Source organism: Alcaligenes ammonioxydans, from assembly GCF_019343455.1.
In the GTDB taxonomy this organism is placed as follows: domain Bacteria; phylum Pseudomonadota; class Gammaproteobacteria; order Burkholderiales; family Burkholderiaceae_B; genus Alcaligenes; species Alcaligenes ammonioxydans.
Genome location: NZ_CP049362.1, coordinates 187,596 through 203,951 on the forward strand (window position 1 = coordinate 187,596; position 16,356 = coordinate 203,951).

Below are 16,356 nucleotides of genomic sequence, written 5' to 3' on the forward strand. Positions count from 1 at the left end.
TCCTTATCCGGGCTGCTGCTAGTGTGCGAATGTCGCGCAGCCTTGCGAAGAACCGGCTATTTCCCTTTGCCCGTGACTCTGGCTGTCGGTGGGCTTTCACCGGAATTTTGCGCGGACAGCGCTACGATGGGGTAAAGCGAGAGGTGTGCGCTGTCACTGAGGGGGGGCCTGAGCCTGCCCGTTCTTGTTTAACCTGCCTTGTTTGAGGGTGTGCTGATGACGATTCCCTTGCCCATTCTGGACCTGAAGCAGTGCGATGCCGAACACGCTATGCGTGCGTTCATCGGCTGGTGGCCCGATGCGCAAACCCGGGCCTGGCTGGCCGAACAGGCCCGTCAGGCCCAGGCCCTGTATGGTGGACGGATGATGCAGTCTGATCACTTTCACTTAACCCTGGCTTTTCTCGATAGCAGCCCCGTGTCGGCGCTGCAGTCCTTGGCGACACGAATGGCTGGATGGACGGTGCCGGATATCAAGCTGGATCTGACCGTACGGGATGTGTTTGAAAAGCCCAGGGTGGTGTGGGCCGGTCCTGACGACTCGCAAAAGCAGGCTCTGGATGCCCTGCAACAGTGGCATGAGGCAATCTGGTCCAGCTTGACCGGGCTGGGCTGGACACAGCCTCCGCGCCCTTTTCGACCGCACGTGTCCTTGCTGCGGCATGCGCAGATTGTGGCGGGCCGAGCGCATGGCCATAGGTTGTCGCCCCAGGCTTTTGTCGGTGATGGTGCTGGCTTGATTGTGTCCGTTCCCTGTGAACAGCGGAGCCAATATCATCTTGCCGCCATGATGGGCTCAGAAAGGACAGGTGCATGAATATTCGTTTTTTGGAAACTTTCATCTGGATTGCTCGCTTGGGCAGTTTTCGGGCGGCCGCGAACAAGCAGCATTTGACGCAGGCTGCGGTGTCGGGACGGATTGCAGCCCTGGAGAGCGAGTTTCAGAAAACCCTGTTTGAGCGCGGTCATCGGGATTTGCGTTTGACTCCCGCCGGGCGAAAACTGATGCAGTACGCCGAGCAGATGCTGGGCATGGAGCACGATCTGCGCGAGGCCCTGGCAGGTTCCAGCCGCTTGAGCGGCCGTGTGCGTCTGGGGGTGGTCGAGTCCATTGTGCATACCTGGTTCAAGGACCTGATTCGCCAATTGCATGCCCTGTATCCCGAACTGGAAATTGAGCTGACTGCTGAATCCACGTTGCGCCTTCATGACCTGCTCAAACGCGGAACGATTGATGTGGCCTTGCAGACCGATCCCATCATGGGCGATGGCATACGCAATCTGCCCATGGGGTCGATGCGTATGGGCTGGGTGTGCATGGCCGATGAGAGCATGCCGGTCCGTAGTGGCTTGCAGGAGTTGGTCCAACGCTGGCCCTTGGTCACCTTCCCTCGCGGCTCGCAGCCCCATCTGGCCTTGGTGCAGTTGCTTGACCCCTTGCCGGTAGATCAGGCCCGGATTCATTATGTATCTTCCATTGCCGCCAGCATGCAACTGATCGAGGCACAACCCAGTATTGCGACCTTGCCCCTGGCGGCGGTCAGTCGTCAGCTCAACAGTGGGCTGTATCAGGAAATCGTCTGTGAGCATGCCTTGCCGGACTTGCGTCTGGTGGCCAGTTGGCGACCCGATCCCTTGACGCAAACGGCTCAGGCCGTCATTGGGGTAGCGCTGGAGCGCATGCATCATTTTGCTGCCGAGCATCCAGGTCTGGCTTTACCCCCGCCAGACACGCGTGTTTTTGCCATCTAGCCTTTGAGGGTTTTCCCCTTGCCCGTACAGGTGTACGACCGCCGCGCTTGCTTGATAAGCTATATCTCGCGCCATTCGCTAGAACTGATCGCTTTTTCCGATTGCTCCAGGTTGAAATAAACCGTTTGGTCTCTGCCCGGCAGCCGTTGGACACTCCCACAAAGCGTGTGCAATGACTTTGATTCGGGAGGGCTGTCGTGTCTGCTATTTTTCGTACGGATCGTGATGCGCCGGGGGAGTTGTTCATCTGGACAGATATCGCCCCGGAACATGAGCGGGATTTCAATCAATGGTATGAGCGCGAGCACATGGCCGAGCGTGCGGCCATACCGGGCTTTCAATGGTCGCGACGTTATGTGCGTCAAGGGGTCGGGCGCAAGTATCTGGCCCTGTATCGCACCGAGTCCCTGCGGGTCTTTGGTACCCCCGAATATCGAAAAGCATTTGAGCAGCAGACAGACTGGTCCAATATCAACTTTGCGCGCATGAGCAATACCCAGCGCCGCGTGATGGCGGTGAGCGTGCTGGGCGGGGCCGGTACGGGCTCACATGTTTTGCTGGTGCGTCTGCCTGAACGTGCGCATCAGCAAAGCCTGGCCCGTCACAGTGCGGCCTATCTGGAACAGGTGGATGGTTTGGTGGCCTTGCGTGTGCTCACGCCTGATCCCGAGCTCTCGACCCCCCTGCCGTCCGAAGATACGCAGCAGCGTCGTTTGGACCCGTATCTGGTGGCGGATCTGACCACCCCGGAGGCTGCGCATGTCTTGGCCGCCCGCTTGCAGCAGGATCTGGGCGTGGCAACGAACGATGTATCCGAGTTTTCTTTGTTGTGGGATCTGCAGTCACGGGATCTGAATGCGAGCCGTTCATAAGACGGCTATCACCTCAATTCTTGGGAGAAGCGACATCATGATTAAAAAATTACTTTCCATGGCTTGCGTACTGGCGTTGGCAGGGACCGCGCAGGCGGCCACCAACTGGAACATGAGCACCGAGCAGCCTGACAACAACTTTCTGACACAGAATGCGCGTGAGTTCGCGGCCGATATCAAAGCGGCGACCAATGGCGAGTTGAATATCAATGTGCAATCGAACTCGGTGCTGCTCAAGCGTCCCGAGGTCAAGCGTGGCGTTCAGCAAGGTGTGGTGCAGGCCGGGGAGATGCTGGTGGCGGCCATCGGCAACGAAGATCCTTTGTTTGAAGTCGACAGCGTGCCTTTCCTGGCCTCATCCTTTGACCAGTCGGAAAAGCTGTGGAAAGCCACCCGTCCGTTTCTGGCCGAGCGCCTGGACAAGCAAGGCATCGTGCTGGTCTATGGCTCCCCCTGGCCTCCACAAGGCATTTACACCAAACAACCGGTGGAGCAGCTCTCGGATCTGGCTGGCGTCCGTTTCCGTGCCTACAGTCCGGCCACCAGTCGCCTGGTTTCCTTGATGGGGGCGGTGCCCACCACCGTGCAAACACCTGAGGTGCCACAGGCGTTTTCTACCGGCATTATTGATGCCATGCTGACCTCGCCGGCCACGGGCGTGGATTCACAGGCCTGGGACTACGTGAAGTATTACTACGACGCGCAGGTGTTCATTCCGCAAAGCTTTGTGATTGTGAATAAGCGCGCGTTCCAACGCCTGCCCGAGAACGTGCAAAAAGCCGTGCTGGAAGCTGGGGAACGGGCTGAGCAGCGTGGCTGGGCGATGTCGCGTGAACAGACGTCCAAGCTGACCCAGACCATGGCCGATAAAGGCATGGTGGTCGGCCCGCTCAGCGACAAGCTGGCTGCGCAGTTGCAGGCTATCGGCCAGACCATGACCGAAGAATGGCTGAAGAAAGCAGGGGCCGACGGCCAGAAGCTGCTTGATACTTACCGTCAGCCCTAAATCAGGAGTGCGTCCATGATTGTGCTGGAGCGTATGGCCAGAGTATGCGGCGCACTGGCCGCACTCTTTCTTTGCCTGATCGGGGTAGTGGTGACGGCGCAGATTGTGGCGCGCCTGTTCTCCATGCAAATACCGGCGTCGGACGACTTCGCAGGATGGTTTATGGCAGCGTCGATTTTTCTGGCGCTGCCCTACGCCATGCTGCAGGGCGATCATATCCGCGTCTCTTTGTTGTTGCAGGTGATCCCCGAGCACCTCAGGCGCCCTTACGAATTGTTGGCCACGCTGATTGGGCTGTTGCTGGCCGCCTGGTGTACCTGGGAGACGGCCCATTTTGTGTATGAGTCCTTTGTGTACAAGGAAGTCGCTCAGGGCATGGTCGCGGTGCCCCTGTGGATTCCCCAGCTGGGTATGCCTGTTGGTTTGGGTCTGCTGACCCTGATGTTGTTGCGGCGTCTGCTGCGTGTGGTTCAGGGCCAAGAATTGGAGGCAACGGAACATGGCTGATTTATCTCAGGCAATCGTCTTGTTTGTGGCTCTGCTTGCCTTGCTGGCCAGTGGCGTGTGGGTGGCGCTGGTCCTGATCGCTTGCGGTATCTTGTCTATTTTTTTGTATGCGGATGCACCGGCGGGCATTATTTTTGCCACCAAAGCCTGGGACTCCTCGGCCAGTTGGGCTCTGACGGCCCTGCCCTTGTTTATCTGGATGGGGGAGATTCTGTATCGGACCCGGCTGGCGGAAGATATGTTCAGCGGGCTGGGGCCGTGGGTGCAGCGTTTGCCGGGTCGTCTGGTTCATGTCAATACCTTGGGTTGCGGCATTTTCGCGGCAGTCAGTGGTTCCTCGGCCGCCACGGCTGCCACCATTGGCCGCATCTCCTTGCCCGAGCTTAAAGCACGAGGCTATGACGACAGCATCAGTATCGGCTCACTGGCCGGCGCCGGTACCCTGGGCCTGCTGATTCCCCCCTCGATCGTGATGATTGTGTACGCCGTGGCCGCTCAGGTTTCCATCATCCGCCTGTTTGTGGCCGGGGTATTGCCCGGTATCTTGTTGATGTGCCTGTTTTCGGCCTACATCGCAATCTGGTCCATACGTCATCCGGATCGGGTGCCGGCGGCAACCGAGCAATTAAGCCTGGGTGAGAAAGTACGGCGCCTGCGTCTGCTCTTGCCGGTGGTCTTGTTGATTGTGGCTGTGATCGGTTCAATTTACGGTGGTATTGCAACGGCCACGGAAGCGGCTGTGCTCGGTGTCATTGGTTCCTTGCTTATTGCCGCGGTGGGGCGTTCCCTGAATTGGAAAACCTTTACGGCCAGCTTGTTAGGCGCTGCGCGCACCTCGTGCATGATCTCCTTTATTTTGATCGGGGCCGCCTACCTGACCAGCGCCATGAGCTTTACCGGCCTGCCTGCCAATCTGGCTGCCTGGATTGGTTCCTTGGGTTTGAGCCAATACGCCCTGATTGCCGTCTTGACGGTGTTTTTCGTCATTCTGGGCGCCTTTCTGGATGGCATTTCCATTGTGGTGCTGACCACGTCGGTCTTGTTGCCCGCTGTGATGGCGGCCGGTATCGACCCGATCTGGTTTGGCGTCTATCTGATTTTGACTGTGGAAATGGCCCAGATCACTCCGCCCATCGGTTTCAATCTGTTCGTGATTCAGGGGATTACCGGCCGTAACCTGTTTGAGCTGGTGCGCATGGCCTTCCCCTTTTTCTTGTTGCTGGTGCTGGCCACCGTATTGGTGACGATCTTCCCGCAAATCGTCATGGTCTTGCCTAACGCGATGTAAAGGGGGGGGAGATGACTATGGCTTATGTCAGCCTGGGAGCGCAACGCTATAAAGTGGAGCGCGCCTGGACGCAGGCCGATGTGGGCAGCATCACCAGCGTGGCGGTGCTCTCTGATGGGCGTATTGCGGCGTTGCTGCGCCGTCCGGCCAGTGTGCTGGTGCTCACTCCGGATGGACAGGTATCGGCCCGCTGGCCATTGGACGATATGCTGTGCCCGCATCACATCAGCGCCCGTCCGCAGGGCGGCGTGTTGGTGACGGATGTCGATGGGCATCAGGTTGTTGCTCTGGACGGCCAGGGCCATGAGCAATGGCGGCTGGGCATGCCGGAGCAGCCGCGTTGGCAGGAACCGTTCAACCACCCCACCCATGCGATTGAATGTGTAGGGGGAGGCTTGTGGGTAAGCGATGGCTATGGCAATACCGTGGTGCATCGCTTTGACCCGCAGCGTCAGTGGCTGGCTGCGCTGGGCGCGCCGGGCCCGGGGCCTTTGCAGTTCAGCACGCCACATATGCTGGCCGGCGCGGCGGACGGTTCGGTCTGGGTGGCTGACCGTGAAAACAATCGCGTCCAGCATCTGGATGTACAAGGTCGCTATCTGGGGGAACTGCGCCCCTTGTACAAGCCAATGGCCGTGGCCGTACAAACCGACGGTTCCGTTCTGGTCAGCGACCAGACCGCGAGCCTGTCACGGTTTGATCCGGATTCGGGCATCTTGCTGGGGCGTTGTCGGGTGCAGGGCGTGTATGGGCATGGTTTGACCACCGCGCTGGACGGACGGATTTATATAGCAGAAATGTTGCCTGATTGCCTGACTTGCTTACAGCCCGTTTAATTATCCACAAAGCATGAAAAAGTAGTTGGCGCTATGGAAGCGGTCAGCGCAAATCCATTAGACTATGCGCATGAATACGTCTGCGTCTCTGTATGTCCGTACAGACTCCTCTGGTCAGCTGCAATTGCTAGGCGACTGGTCCTTGCGTCACTACGAAGCGTTGCAAAGCAGTTTGCGCTCGCTCGGTGACAAGCAGGGCCCGTGGTCCTTGGATTTCAGCGCCTTGAAGTCGCTGGATACCACCGGTGCTCAGGTGCTGTGCGAGTGGCTCGGAGCCGAGCGTGTGCAGGTGGCTCTGGATACGGCCCAAGGCTTGTCCAAAGAGCGCCATCAGTTATTGCAAACCGTCGCCAAGGCGATGAGTCGCATGGATCAGCGCCATCTGGTTGCGCCCCGCTGGGGCATCACGGATCTGTTCGAGCGGGTGGGCCTGTCCATGGTCCACATTTCGCGCAATATGCGCGAGCTCCTGGGTTTCATAGGCCTGACGCTGGAAACGCTGATCCGCAATCTGCTGCGGCCCAGTCAGTGGCGGGTGACCTCGATTGTGGCGCAACTGGAGGAAACTGCATTTAATGCAGTGCCCATCGTGGCCCTGCTGACGTTTTTGGTCGGTGCAGTGATCGCCTTTCTGGGCGCGACGGTGCTGGCGGATTTTGGCGCCACGATCTACACCGTCAACCTGGTCGGTTTTTCCTTCCTGCGAGAGTTCGCGGTGCTACTGACGGCCATTTTGATGGCGGGTCGCACTGCCAGCGCCTTTACCGCGCAAATTGGCTCCATGAAGGCGAATGAAGAAATTGATGCTCTGCGTGCCCAGGGGCTGAATCCCATGCTGATTCTGGTCATCCCCCGGGTGCTGGCCATGTTGTTGGCCATGCCTATCCTGACCTTTGTGGGCATGCTGGCGGGGATTTTTGGTGGCGCACTGGTGTGCGCCCTGATTTTGGATATCTCGCCGACCATGTTCATCAATATCTTCAATCAGGATATTGATTTGCGACACTTTGTGCTGGGCATGGCCAAGGCACCGATCTTCGCGTTTCTGATCGCGGTCATCGGCTGTCAGGAAGGGTTCAAGGTCACTGGCAGCGCCCAGTCTGTGGGCGAGCACACCACCTCGGCCGTGGTGCAATCCATCTTTATCGTCATTTTGATCGATGCCTTGGCCGCGCTGTTCTTTATGGAGATGGGATGGTAGAGGCTGCCGTTCGTCCCATTATTCAAGTGCGTGATCTGGACAATCGCTTTGGCGATCACGTCGTGCATGAGCATTTGGATATGGACGTCTACCCCGGTGAGATCGTCGGCGTGGTGGGGGGCTCCGGTACGGGTAAGTCGGTACTGCTGCGCGCCATTTTAGGTTTGCGCCCACCCAATGGGGGCACGGTTCGCATTTTTGATCAGGAAATCGGTTCTCTGTCGCCCGAAGACCGTTCGCGACTGGAGCGCCGTCTAGGGGTCCTGTTCCAGCAAGGGGCACTGTTCTCCTCGCTGACCGTGGTCGAGAATATTGCGATGCCCTTGATCGAGCATATCGGTCTGTCCCGCTCATCGGCCGAGCATATCGCCGCCATGAAAATGGCACTGGCCGGTTTGCCCGCCAATGCGGCGACCAAATATCCGGCCGAACTGTCTGGCGGCATGATCAAGCGCGCCGCCTTGGCGCGTGCCCTGGCACTCGATCCGGAAATCCTGTTTCTGGACGAACCCACGGCCGGTCTGGACCCAGTGGGCGCGGGGGATTTTGACCAGCTTATTCTGACCTTGCGCGATGCGTTGGGTCTGACCGTTTTTCTGGTTACACACGATCTGGATACGCTCTACACCATTTGTGACCGGGTCGCCGTGCTGGCGCAAAAGCGTGTGTTGGTCAACGACACGCTGGCCCATGTAGAGCAGGTTGATAACGACTGGATTCGGGAATATTTCCACGGTCCACGGGGACGGGCCGCCCAACAGGCCCAAAGCCGTCGTCAGGAGCATTGTTAATGGAACCGCGTGCCCATCATGTATTGATCGGGGTCTTTACCTTGGTAGTGGCGATCGCTGCTGTCTTTTTCTCGCTTTGGCTGGCCAAGTCGGGGCAGGATGCCGAGACCCGTGATTACGATATTGTCTTTCTGGAAGGTGTGCGTGGCTTGTCACGTGGCAGTGCCGTGCAATACAACGGCTTGCGTGTGGGCGAGGTGCGGCATTTGCGCCTGGACCCGAATGATTTGCAGCGTGTGCGGGCGCAAGTGACGATTCAGGCTGCGATCCCGATTCACGAAGATACCCAGGCTCGCCTGGCGCTGGCCGGCATTACCGGCCAGTCCGTGATTGAGCTTAGCGGCGGCACGCCTAACAGTCCCTTGCTGGAGGCCCAGGATGACGGCTTGCCTACCATTGTGGCCTCGCCCTCTCCACTGGCTCAATTAATGGCCGGGGGCGAGGAGCTGATGGCACAGATCTCCCGGCTGCTGGATAACGCCAATACCTTCTTGTCGTCCGAGAACTCATTATCGCTTTCTGCCAGTTTGCAACAGCTGGAAGCCTTGATGGGGCAGCTCTCGAAGGCCAGTGAAGGCGTGCCGGCCCTGGTAAAAGAGCTGTCCCAGGCCAGCGAACAGGCTACTCGCCTGCTCTCGTCCACACAGGGGCTGGTGGATCGTCAGGGTACGCAGGCCATGAATGCGATTCAGAAATCCATGGAAGATTTCAGCCGCGCCACTCAAAGCCTGAACAAGCTGCTGGAACAGAACTCGGCCGCTATTGGCCGCGGGGCCCAGGGTTTGACCGAGATCGAGCCTGCCTTGCGTGAGTTGCGGCAGGTACTGGCCGGGTTCCGGGCCGTTACCTCCCGTCTGGAAGAAAATCCGACCGGTTACCTCTTGGGTCGCGACAAATTACAGGAGTTCACACCATGATGCCCACGATTGTGCATCGTTTGCTAAAGGCATCGGTAGTTGGTCTGGCCGCCTTGTCTACGGCCTGCTCGGTTCTGCCTCAGTCCGAGCCCCTGACCTACTATCAGCTTCCGGCGGCAGCGCTGAGCGCCCAGCAAGCCGGTGCTTCGCACAAGCAATTGATTATTCAGGTCAATCGCCCTCATGCGGATCGTTTGCTGGCCAGTTCGCGTATTACAGTTTTGCCTCAAGGCAACGAATTAAGCGCGTATAAAGGCGTGCGATGGGGGGATGATGCGCCTGCCCTGCTGCGCAATCGTCTGGCCGATGGCTTGCGTGACGCCGCACAGTTCCGGGCCGTGGTGCTGGAAGGCGAGTCCGTGATTGCCGATATCGAGCTGGGAGGTACCTTGGGAGCCTTCCAGGTCGAGTATGTACAGGGTGCGCCACGGGTACGCATTCAGCTTGATGCCTTGTTGCGTGACCAGCGTTCTGGCCAGTTGATCCAGACCCGTCGATTTGTGGTTCAGCAGGAGGTGGACGGCACGGCGGTGCCTGAGGTGGTTGATGCTTTTGGGCAGGCTGCCGATGCCCTGTCCTTGCAGGTCAGCCAGTGGTTGGGTTCTTTGACGGTTCAGACCGAGACGTTTTAATGATATGTACGAGTCACGCGATCAGCCCTTGATTACGGGTTGGCAGTTTGCCAAACGCCTGTTGATGCATACCTTGATTGGTATCGTTTTTGTAACTTTTTCCCTGATGCTGGGTGCACTGGGCCATATGTGGTTTGAAGAGAATGTGCCCTGGCACGATGCGGCCTTGAATGCAGCCATGATGGTGGGGGGACTTGGCCCCATGGCTCTGCCCGAGACCTGGGCTGGCAAAGTTTTTTTTGCGATTTATGGCGCATATATCAGTCTGGTGCTGGTCGCCACGTTCGGGCTGATTATTACGCCCGTGATGCATCGTATTTTGCATACCTTCCATCTGGAAGATTAAGCCACGGACAGGAAGGCACGGTAGAAGCGAGGAGTCCCGAAAAAGAAAGGGCACACGTCGTTTTTGAGCCCGGCTCGCTACGCCGCGCCTTTTTCATGGCTGCATGAAGGTTTAACCTTGTACGCGTTCGTGCTCCAGCCTAGCGATCAAGGCCGGTAATTCATCCATACGACGGAAGGTGTCCCGCACGCCAAGGCGGCGCAGATCTTCTTGTTTGTCGGGGACCGGGCAGTAACCCAAGACAGTCGCCCCGGCGGCCAGGCCTGCTGTCGCGCCTGTAACACTGTCTTCCACGACCAGACATTCCTTGGGGTCTACACCCAAACCCTGCGCAGCGGCCAGATACACATCCGGGTAAGGCTTGTTGCGGGGGGTCTCGGCGCCGCTATAGATATGGCTGCCAAAATAATCCAGCAGTCCCGTTTGTCCCAGTTGCAGTACCAGCTTGGCTCGGTCTGCCCCGGAGGCACAGGCAATCATGCCGGGCTTGTCGCGCAAAATGGCATCCAGAGTGTCCTGGATGCCGGGAATGGCCATGACTTCATTGCTCAAGGCATGGTTGCGGCGCATGCGAAAGGCCATCACCCATTCCATATCCAGGTCCTTACCCGTCATTTTTCGCACGGTCGGCAGCTCGTCGGGCAGGGCTTTGCCAATGAACCAGTCGTAGCACTGTTCGTAGCTCATCACCCAGCCTTCCTCTTGCAACATGTCCCGCAGCACGCGAACCGTGATGGGCTCGCTGTCTACCAGCACACCGTCACAATCAAACAGCACAGCGGAAAATGTCATCAGTAATACCTTTTAGCCAATAAAACTTGAAGTCTGTGATGATACCGCAGGCGGATGCCGAGCAGGCACGGCGCGGCGTGGACTCCTGAGTACCGGCAGGGGATCTGCCGGCCTAGTGAAAACCCCGACTCATAAATAATTGATTATTGATATATTTATATCTAAACTAAAATTTCATAATCAATAAACCTTACTGCGGAAGTTCCGTCATGGTTCATAAAACAACTCGAGTGGTGGCAGCAGCGTTGCTGGCATTGGGAATGGCTGGCGCGCAGGCGGCGGAAGTCACGCTCAAGGCGGTATCTGTCTTTACGATGGACACCTTCTTTACCAAGCGGTTCAAGCAATTCGTTGACAAGGTCAACGCAGAAGGCAAGGGCTTGGTACAGATCAACGTCATTGGTGGCCCGGAAGCCATTCCTCCTTTTGAGGTCGGCAATGCCCTGCGTTCGGGCGTGATCGATTTTGCCAATACAACCGCTGTCTTTCATGCCAACTTGGTGCCAGAGGCGCTGGCCCTGACGCTGACGGAAAAACCCATGAGCGAGCTGCGCCAGAATGGCGGCTACGAGCTGATGGACAAGATTCACCGTGAAAAAGCCAATATCACCTGGCTGGCCCGCACTACCGATGGCCTGCAATACCACATCTACACCAACAAGCCGGTGACTTCGGCGGACCTGTCGGGCTTTAAGCTGCGTGGCGTGCCGGTGTACCTGTCTTTCTTCCGTGAAATCGGTGCTACTCCCTTGCAGATTCCACCCGGCGAGGTCTATACCGCGTTGGAGCGTGGCGTGGTGGACGGGTATGGCTGGCCGTCAGTGGGTGTGATGGAAATGGGCTGGCATGAAAAAACCAAATACCGTGTTGAACCCGGCTTCTATAACGTGGAAGTGGGTTTCTTCATGAACCAGAAGAGCTGGGAAAAACTGGATGAAGAGCAAAAAGCCTTCATGCGCAAACAGATCGAGTGGATGGAGTCGCAAAACGTGACTGAACACCAGATGGCGGTGGAGGAAAAAGCCGCCACTGAGCAGGCCGGTGTGCAGGCGCTGGTTCTGGAGCCGGACGTTGCTCGTGCCTTGCGAACCAAGGCGTATGAAGCTGGTTGGGCCGGTATCGACAAATCCAGCCCCAAATACGCCGCGCAACTGCGCGAACTGTTTGGTGGTTACCAGCCTTAACGCAGATAGTTGTTGACGCTGTTGGACAGTGGACATTGCCCCCTTGCGGACAGTGTCCACTTTTTGATGGCGCCCTACGGGCGATATGATGCCCGCCCTTTCAGTGATCCTTGACCTGCGGAGAAGACGCGATGTCTGCTGCAACAGCCCCGGAAGGCCAGCCTTCCAACCCGACGTGGGGGCGTCCTTACGCCCTTTTAATGCATACCTGCGGTGCCGTGGCAGCCGTGACTTTCGGGCTGATGAGCCTGCTGGTCTGTGCTGACGTGATATTGCGAAACATGGGTTACGACGCGCTCTCGACCAGCGTGGAGGTGACCGAGTACATGCTGATTATCGCCACCTTTGTGGCAGCCCCCTGGGTGCTGTACCTGGGCGGTCATATTCGTATTGATGTGCTGTTCAACACCTTGCCAGCTTCTGCTCAGCGCGGTCTGGATCTGCTCTCGAACCTGCTTGGACTGGGTGTTTGCGGCACACTGGCCTGGCAATGTGCCCTGGTGGCGCTGGATTCGCACGAGCAAGGCGCCATGGTCTTCAAAGCGCTGATCTTTCCCGAGTGGTGGCTCAATCTGCCTTTGCTGTTCGGGGCGGGCTTGCTGGCACTGGAATTCTTTCGTCGTCTGATTTCGCGTTCCGCGGCGCAAGGAGCCTGAGCATGGAATGGCAAATGGCATTGATCCTGCTGCTGGGATCGCTTTTTCTTCTGATGGCCATCGGCACGCCGGTGGTATTTGCCTTTCTGTCTGTCAACTTGCTGGGAGCCTGGTTGTTTCTGGGCGAAGCGGCCGGTCTGGCTCAGTGGGCACGGAATACTACCGCTTCCATTGGCAGTTTTTCGCTCACCCCCATTCCCTTGTTTGTCTTGATGGGGGAGGTGCTGTTTCATACTGGTCTGGCCTTTAAGGCCATCGACTCGATTGAACGCATGATCTCGCGCGTGCCGGGCAAATTGTCCATCGTCAGTATTCTGGGAGGGACGACGTTTGCCACCCTGTCGGGTTCGTCGATTGCCAATACGGCCATGATGGGCGGTGTGATGCTGCCTGAAATGCTGCGTCGCGGCTATCACCCTACCATGGCCATGGGCCCCATCATGGCCGTGGGCGGTATCGCCATGCTGATTCCGCCTTCGGCACTGGCGGTGATGCTGGGCAGTCTGGCCGGCATTTCGATCGAGCGCCTGCTGATTGGCGGTATTTTGCCCGGCATGTTGATGGCGGCCGGTTTCCTGGCCTATGTGGTCGTGCGTAGCCGCCTGCGTCCGCAAGATGCACCGATGAGCGATGACGATCCTGCCACGCGTCTGAAGGGCTGGGCCCTGTGGAAGCCCTTTGTGCTGAATGTGGTGCCTTTGCTGGGTATCTTTATCGCGGTGGTGGGCTCCATGCTGGCCGGCTGGGCTTCGCCCACAGAGTCAGCAGCCATTGGCGTGGTCGCCTCGGTGCTGGCAACCATTGCTTACCGCGCCCTGACGCTCAAAGCCTTGTGGAAGAGCCTGATCGAAACGGCCAAAGTATCGGTGGTGATCCTGTTTATTCTGGCGGCCTCGACCACTTTTGCCCAATTGTTGAGCTTTTCGGGCGCCAGCGCTGGCTTTTTGGGCTTGATCAAAGACTATGATTTGTCGCCCTTCGTGTTGGTCATTTGCATGTTGCTGGTGCTGCTGGTGATGGGCATGGTGCTCGATCAGATCTCCATGATGATGATCGCCTTGCCCTTCTTCATGCCCTTGGCATTGGCCGCTGGTGTGGACACTGTCTGGCTGGGAGTGATGATTCTGATTGCACTGGAAATCGGCTTGTTGACCCCGCCCTTTGGTCTGTTGCTGATCGTGATGCAAAGTGTGGCACCTCCGTCCATCCGCTTGCCTCACATCTACAGTGCTGCCGTGCCCTTCCTGGTCATCGAGATCGGCATTCTGGCCCTGGTCCTGTTTGTGCCCTGGATTGCCATCGGCCTGCCAGGCCTGATCGGCTAAGGCAGAGCAGGCAGTCTGAAAGCGGGACAACAAGCATGTTGTTCCGCGAAGAAAGCCAGAGTCTGGATACAACGCTCAAACAAAAAACCTCAGTTCGGCACAGGCCCAACTGAGGTTTTTTTTATGCTCAATAGCGTTGATCGTTCTTGCTGCCTATTTATGTGCAGCAAAGTGATTGATGTGGGGGCGGCGCACAAGCGCTTTAACGATCTTTCTGCCTGTCGCTGGGATCGATTTTAGAGGCGAGTAGGACGCAGGTTGTGTGTGCCGACAGTGTTCAGGTCAGTTTTTGAGGCTTGAGCGCATAAGCCCCACGTCTTTAGCTTGTGTGTAGTAAAGCGCACTCAGCCAGCCCGTCAAGAACACTAAGTCGGAGCATTCACACCCCTATCAACAATCGTCCGATAAAAGATGCTGTGAGCTGATTGAGGGGCTGTCCGGGTGTTTGGGGCGGATCAGGCGACTTGCCGCAGGCAGATAATTGCGCAGGGGTGCAAGCACCTTGCGGTTTGAGTCCGACGCTTGGGGGTTGCCCGGGGGACAAGCCACCGGACGAGTTCAAGGGGCGCCCGTAGCGATTATCTGACCAGGGCACCGGCGCGCAGCGCCGGCAAGTTGCCAGCCCCGACACCCGGACAGCCCCTGAACCAGCGCCTTATAGTCACCTTCTTCATTGCGTCGAACCGTGGCTGATTCCAACACGTGAGTCAGCCCAATCTTTACTGACTGGGCATCTAACCCCAGCCTCAGCAAATAAGGCCATTAAACAAGCCGCTGAGACATCCCCTTTACCCCCGCACAAGATCCGCATAAATCCCACCATCCCGCAGAACCAACGCGACCTTATCCCCTCGCTGGACAGCCTCATCCAGCACTCGAGCAATCAACACCGGCCCCGCATCGCTGGCAACCGTTGCCAGCATATACACCCCTGGCTCCTCGCCAGAAGCAGCGCTACGCGTCAGTTCCGTCACCACACCAGACGCACACTCCTCAGCCTCAAACACATCCCCATGACACATGGGACACAAGAACCGTGCCGGAAACACCCGATGATCACACTGCACACACCGAAACACAGAAGGATGCATTACAAAGCCTCCAGAACAAGCGCTGTCGAGCACATGCCATAGCGATACTCCACCATGCCGTAACCCGTGACCAAGCCATAGCGAGCCTGCGCCACCTGCCGCTCCCCCGCCTGATTGCTTAACTGACGCATCACCTCAACCAGTCCATGCAGGCTGCAAGCCGCCCCGGCCTGCCCCGCTGACAATTGCCCGCCAGAGGTATTTACCGGTACACGTCCTGTTGCAATCGACTCATGAATAAAGTGTTTGGCATTATCGGCCTGAAAGAAGCCCAAATCCTGTAACTGCGCCAGCACCATGACGGGGTAGTCGTCATAAATACTGACCACATCCATCTGCGCCGGACTCAAGCCGGACTCCGCCCATAAAGCCGGAGCCAAAGCCGCCAGACCCGTGCTCAAGCCATCGCCTTGCTGATCATCAATATTGTGAAAACTGCGTAACGCCCTTACGGTAATTGCAGGCTGATTCTGCGCCGCCGGATGATCCGCGCGCATCACCATCAAGGCATTGGCACCATCGACCACCGGCACACAATCCAGCCGCGTCAAAGGGTCCGCCACTTCAGGCGCATTCATATAGTCATCCAGACTCATGGGGCTGCGATACACCGCACCCGGATTCATGCCGGCCCACAAGCGCTGGCGCATCACCAAGGCCGCATAATCCGCCCGCTCCAAACCCAGCTTGCGCATGTGATTCGCAGTCAGCATGGCAAAGCGATGATTCGGACTGCCTGCGCCCAAAGGTCGCAAATGGTCATAAGTCGTCTGGTTATAGTTCTCGACCAGTTGCTGGAAATCCTTGGCCTGAAAATGATCCCCGGCCACAATCGCTATACAGCGGGCATCCCCTGCCTGAACGGCGCGAATGGCGTGCTGCAGAATATTCAGACCGCTGGCGCCGCCATTGCTGTCATCCATTATCCAGCTCACCTTCAAGCCCAGCTTCCAGGCCAGATCAATAGCCCGGTCAGGGGCGTGGGTGAAGGAGGCCACCCCCAGGCCATCAATTTCGCCGGCCTCCAGACCCGCTGCGGCAAGAGACTGCTTGAACGCCTGGGCCAGCAGCTCGGAAGTGCCAAGCTGACCGCGTCGCGTATAGGTGACCTCGGTCGCGCCCAGCAGACGCACCGTATTCAAGTTGAAAGCAGGTGTCATG

General features: G+C 57.8%; 18 protein-coding genes. 15 read left to right on the forward strand and 3 right to left on the reverse strand.

The features are described from left to right. Positions 1–216: 216 nt before the first annotated feature. The 12 genes from thpR (at position 217) to FE795_RS00870 (ending at position 10,147) form a co-directional block, all read left to right on the forward strand. Positions 217–816, forward strand: a complete 600-nt coding sequence (gene thpR / locus FE795_RS00815) for an RNA 2',3'-cyclic phosphodiesterase (protein WP_059318444.1) — start codon at positions 217–219, stop codon at positions 814–816. Next, entirely contained in the window at positions 813–1,751 is a 939-nt protein-coding gene (locus FE795_RS00820) for a LysR family transcriptional regulator (RefSeq protein ID WP_003804930.1), read from the forward strand. The genes thpR and FE795_RS00820 overlap by 4 nt, the downstream gene beginning before the upstream one ends. A 197-nt stretch (positions 1,752–1,948) precedes the next feature. Further along, positions 1,949–2,623, forward strand: coding sequence for a DUF4286 family protein (locus FE795_RS00825; RefSeq protein ID WP_059318372.1), 675 nt, complete (start codon positions 1,949–1,951; stop codon positions 2,621–2,623). A 37-nt stretch (positions 2,624–2,660) separates the two neighbouring features. After that, a complete protein-coding gene (locus FE795_RS00830; protein ID WP_003804925.1) occupies positions 2,661–3,629 on the forward strand; it encodes a TRAP transporter substrate-binding protein in 969 nt (322 codons plus the stop codon). Positions 3,630–3,644: 15 nt separating this feature from the next. After that, a complete protein-coding gene (locus FE795_RS00835) occupies positions 3,645–4,136 on the forward strand; it encodes a TRAP transporter small permease (protein WP_003804924.1) in 492 nt (163 codons plus the stop codon). Continuing rightward, positions 4,129–5,424 (forward strand): TRAP transporter large permease, encoded by a 1,296-nt coding sequence (locus FE795_RS00840; protein WP_131071158.1) that lies wholly within the window; start codon positions 4,129–4,131, stop codon positions 5,422–5,424. The genes FE795_RS00835 and FE795_RS00840 overlap by 8 nt, the downstream gene beginning before the upstream one ends. Positions 5,425–5,441: 17 nt before the next feature. Further along, positions 5,442–6,260, forward strand: a complete 819-nt coding sequence (locus FE795_RS00845; RefSeq protein WP_003804921.1) for an NHL repeat-containing protein — start codon at positions 5,442–5,444, stop codon at positions 6,258–6,260. 64 nt (positions 6,261–6,324) lie between these two features. Beyond that, positions 6,325–7,461 carry an ABC transporter permease gene (locus FE795_RS00850; protein WP_003804920.1) on the forward strand — a complete coding sequence of 379 codons (1,137 nt, stop codon included), beginning with the start codon at positions 6,325–6,327 and terminating at the stop codon, positions 7,459–7,461. Then, positions 7,455–8,252: an ABC transporter ATP-binding protein gene (locus FE795_RS00855; RefSeq protein ID WP_003804918.1), complete on the forward strand. Its 798-nt coding sequence runs from the start codon at positions 7,455–7,457 to the stop codon at positions 8,250–8,252. Before FE795_RS00850 ends, FE795_RS00855 begins: the two co-directional genes overlap by 7 nt. Beyond that, on the forward strand, positions 8,252–9,169 hold the full coding sequence (locus FE795_RS00860) for an MlaD family protein (protein WP_003804915.1): 918 nt from the start codon (positions 8,252–8,254) through the stop codon (positions 9,167–9,169). The genes FE795_RS00855 and FE795_RS00860 overlap by 1 nt, the downstream gene beginning before the upstream one ends. Further along, entirely contained in the window at positions 9,166–9,801 is a 636-nt protein-coding gene (locus FE795_RS00865) for an ABC-type transport auxiliary lipoprotein family protein (protein ID WP_003804913.1), read from the forward strand. Before FE795_RS00860 ends, FE795_RS00865 begins: the two co-directional genes overlap by 4 nt. A gap of 4 nt (positions 9,802–9,805) precedes the next feature. Further along, a complete protein-coding gene (locus FE795_RS00870) occupies positions 9,806–10,147 on the forward strand; it encodes a hypothetical protein (RefSeq protein WP_003804912.1) in 342 nt (113 codons plus the stop codon). 111 nt (positions 10,148–10,258) lie between these two features. Here the strand turns inward: FE795_RS00870 and FE795_RS00875 are convergent, their stop codons facing one another. Beyond that, positions 10,259–10,939: an HAD family hydrolase gene (locus FE795_RS00875; RefSeq protein WP_003804908.1), complete on the reverse strand. Its 681-nt coding sequence runs from the start codon at positions 10,937–10,939 to the stop codon at positions 10,259–10,261. A gap of 209 nt (positions 10,940–11,148) precedes the next feature. On the opposite strand from FE795_RS00875, the gene dctP reads away from it, so the two are divergent. The 3 genes from dctP to FE795_RS00890 all read left to right on the forward strand — a co-directional run bounded on the left by dctP (position 11,149) and on the right by FE795_RS00890 (position 14,104). Next, positions 11,149–12,123, forward strand: a complete 975-nt coding sequence (gene dctP / locus FE795_RS00880) for a TRAP transporter substrate-binding protein DctP (protein WP_039944037.1) — start codon at positions 11,149–11,151, stop codon at positions 12,121–12,123. A 131-nt stretch (positions 12,124–12,254) separates the two neighbouring features. Beyond that, positions 12,255–12,779 (forward strand): TRAP transporter small permease, encoded by a 525-nt coding sequence (locus tag FE795_RS00885; RefSeq protein WP_219235435.1) that lies wholly within the window; start codon positions 12,255–12,257, stop codon positions 12,777–12,779. A 2-nt stretch (positions 12,780–12,781) separates the two neighbouring features. Beyond that, the gene (locus tag FE795_RS00890) at positions 12,782–14,104 is read left to right on the forward strand and encodes a TRAP transporter large permease (RefSeq protein ID WP_131071161.1); all 1,323 of its coding nucleotides are present in this window, start codon (positions 12,782–12,784) and stop codon (positions 14,102–14,104) included. A gap of 788 nt (positions 14,105–14,892) precedes the next feature. Here FE795_RS00890 and FE795_RS00895 read toward each other — a convergent pair. Continuing rightward, positions 14,893–15,195, reverse strand: coding sequence for a PhlB family protein (locus FE795_RS00895; protein WP_219235437.1), 303 nt, complete (start codon positions 15,193–15,195; stop codon positions 14,893–14,895). After that, positions 15,195–16,355, reverse strand: coding sequence for a thiolase family protein (locus tag FE795_RS00900; RefSeq protein WP_219235438.1), 1,161 nt, complete (start codon positions 16,353–16,355; stop codon positions 15,195–15,197). Before FE795_RS00900 ends, FE795_RS00895 begins: the two co-directional genes overlap by 1 nt. Between the last annotated feature and the right edge of the window lies 1 nt (position 16,356).